This is a genomic window from Streptomyces sp. NPDC054863 (assembly GCF_053610825.1).
Genome location: NZ_JBSGZD010000507.1, coordinates 1 through 2,651, shown reverse-complemented (window position 1 = coordinate 2,651; position 2,651 = coordinate 1). Strand labels below are relative to the sequence as shown.

Below are 2,651 nucleotides of genomic sequence, written 5' to 3'. Positions count from 1 at the left end.
GTGCTCCGGAAGCAGCCGCTCCCGGCGCCGTCCCGGAGCCCGTGGCCCCCGAGGCTCCGGCCCCCGACAGCTCGGCCACCGGCCCGACGGCGCCGGAAGCCGCTGCTCCGGTAGTCGCTGCCCCGGTCGCCGATGCAGCCGACGCCGCTGCCGAACCCGTCGCTCCGGAGCCGGTGTTCCAGTCGGGTCCGGCGCACGCCACCCCGGTGCTTCCGGTTCCCGTCGAGGCTCCGGCCGGCGTCCAGGCGACGCCGCCCGCCGGGCAGTTCGTACAGGTGGCAGGCTCTGTGCCGGTCGGTTCGCAGCTGGCACCGACCCCGGTGCCGCCCGTGACGGAGCCCGTCGCGGCCCCCGAACAGGCAGCCGCGCCCGCCGCCGTGGCGGCCCCCGAGGAGGAGCTCGCTGCCGTACCCGCCGAGCCCGGGCCCGCAGCCGCCCCCGCCGAAGAGGCTCCCGGACCCGATGCCTCCGGGCAGCCGGTGCCCGAGCCCGTCGCCGTACCGGAGGAGACCGGCCGGCCCGGTCCCGTCGAGGCCGAGCCCCGGCCCGAGGCGGTTGTCGCCCAGGACGAGCCCGCAGCCGCTCCCGTCGGGGACGCCGGTGCCGTGCCGGCCGAGCAGTCGGCCGAGGTACCCGCACCGCGCGACGGCGGCCCGGCCGCGCCGCTGACCCCGCTGCCGGAGCAGGCGGCCGACGAGACGGAGACGGCGGAGGTGATCGAGACGGCGGAAGTCATCGAGACGCCCGCCGAACCGGCCCAGCCCGAGTCGGCACAGTCTGAACCGGCACAGTCCGAACCGGCCCAGGCCGGTGCCGCGGACGCCGAGCCCGTACCGGAGGAGCCCGTGCAAGCAGAGGCTCCGGGCGCCGGAACCGACCCCGCGGCGGAGCAGCCCGCCCCCGAGGCCCCGGCGGCCCCGGCCGCCCCCGGCTACGACGACGCCGAGCGCGAGGCCGTGCTGCGCGTGATGCGCGAGCGCCGCGACATCCGCAACGGCTTCCGCAGCGACCCCATCCCGCACGAGGTCCTGCTCCGCGTCCTCGAAGCCGCGCACCACGCCCCGAGCGTCGGCCACTCCCAGCCCTGGGACTTCGTCGTCATCCGCTCGGCCGAGACCCGCCGCGCGATGCACGAACTCGCCGCCCGCCAGCGCGACGCCTACGCCAAGTCGCTGCCCAAGGCCCGGGCCAAGCAGTTCAAGGAACTGAAGATCGAGGCCATCCTCGACACCCCGGTCAACATCGTCGTCACCGCCGACCCCACCCGCGGCGGCCGGCACACCCTCGGCCGTCACACGCAGCCGCAGATGGCTCCGTACTCCTCGGCGCTCGCCGTCGAGAACCTCTGGCTCGCGGCCCGCGCCGAGGGCCTGGGCGTCGGCTGGGTCAGCTTCTTCGACGAGCGCGAGATGGTACGGGCGCTGGGCCTGCCCGAGCACCTCGAAGTCGTCGCGTACCTGTGTGTGGGGTACGTCGACGAGTTCCCGGAGGAGCCGGAACTGCTCCAGGCCGGCTGGTCGAAGCGCCGCCCGCTCTCCTGGGTCGTCCACGAGGAGACGTACGGCCGCCGCGCCCTGCCGGGCGAGGAGCCGCACGACCTCCTCCAGGAGACGATCGGCAACATCCGCCCGCTGGACGCCAAGGCGCTCGGCGAGGCGTGGGAACGCCAGAAGCGGATGACCAAGCCCGCCGGTGCGCTCGGCATGCTGGAGATCATCTCCGCGCAGCTCAGCGGTCTGTCCCGGGTCTGCCCGCCGCCGATCCCGGAGCCCGCGGCCGTCGCGATCTTCGCGGGCGACCACGGTGTGCACGCCCAGGGCGTCACGGCGTGGCCCCAGGAGGTCACCATGCAGATGGTGGCCAACTTCCTCGGCGGGGGAGCGGTCTGCAACGCGTTCGCCAACCAGGTCGGCGCCGAGGTCTGCGTCATCGACGTGGGCGTCGCGGGCGAACTCCCGGCCACCCCCGGCCTGCTGCCCCGCAAGGTGCGCGCGGGCACGGCCGACTTCACGACCGGTCCCGCGCTCACCCGCGAAGAGGTCCTCTCCGCGATCGAGGTCGGCATCGAGACCGCCCGCGACCTGGTCGCGGCAGGCAACAAGGCCCTCCTCACCGGTGAGATGGGCATCGCCAACACCACCGTCTCCGCCGCCCTGATCTGCGTCTACACGGGTCAGGACCCGGCCGAGGTCACCGGCCGCGGCACCGGCATCAACGACGAGATGCACGCCCGCAAGGTCGACGTCGTCCGCCGCGCCCTGGACCTCCACAAGCCGGACCCGGCCGACCCCATCGGCGTCCTCGCCGCCGTCGGAGGCCTGGAGCACGCCGCCCTGGTCGGCTTCCTCCTCGGCGGAGCTTCCCTCCGTACGCCCGTCATCCTGGACGGCGTGAGCGCCGGAGCGGCGGCCCTGGTCGCCCGCGCGGTCGCCCCCGAGGCCCTCGCGGCCTGCATCGCGGGCCACCGCAGCGCGGAACCGGGCCACGTCGCCGCCCTCAACAAGCTGGGCCTGCGCCCGCTCGTCGACCTGGACCTCCGCCTCGGCGAGGGCACGGGCGCACTGCTGGCGCTGCCGGTGGTGCAGAGTGCGGCGCGGGCGATGCACGAGGTGGCGACGTTCGACTCGGCGGGCGTCACCGAGAAGTAACCG

The 2,651-nt window shown here is 75.3% G+C and carries 1 protein-coding gene; it reads left to right on the top strand.

Features of this window, described 5'->3' with window-relative positions:
• Nucleotides 1-2,648 (top strand): nicotinate-nucleotide--dimethylbenzimidazole phosphoribosyltransferase (cobT, locus tag ACWGIG_RS38340; protein ID WP_453326353.1); only part of this gene is annotated, 2,648 nt, incomplete at its 5' end.
• Nucleotides 2,649-2,651: the final 3 nt, after the last annotated feature.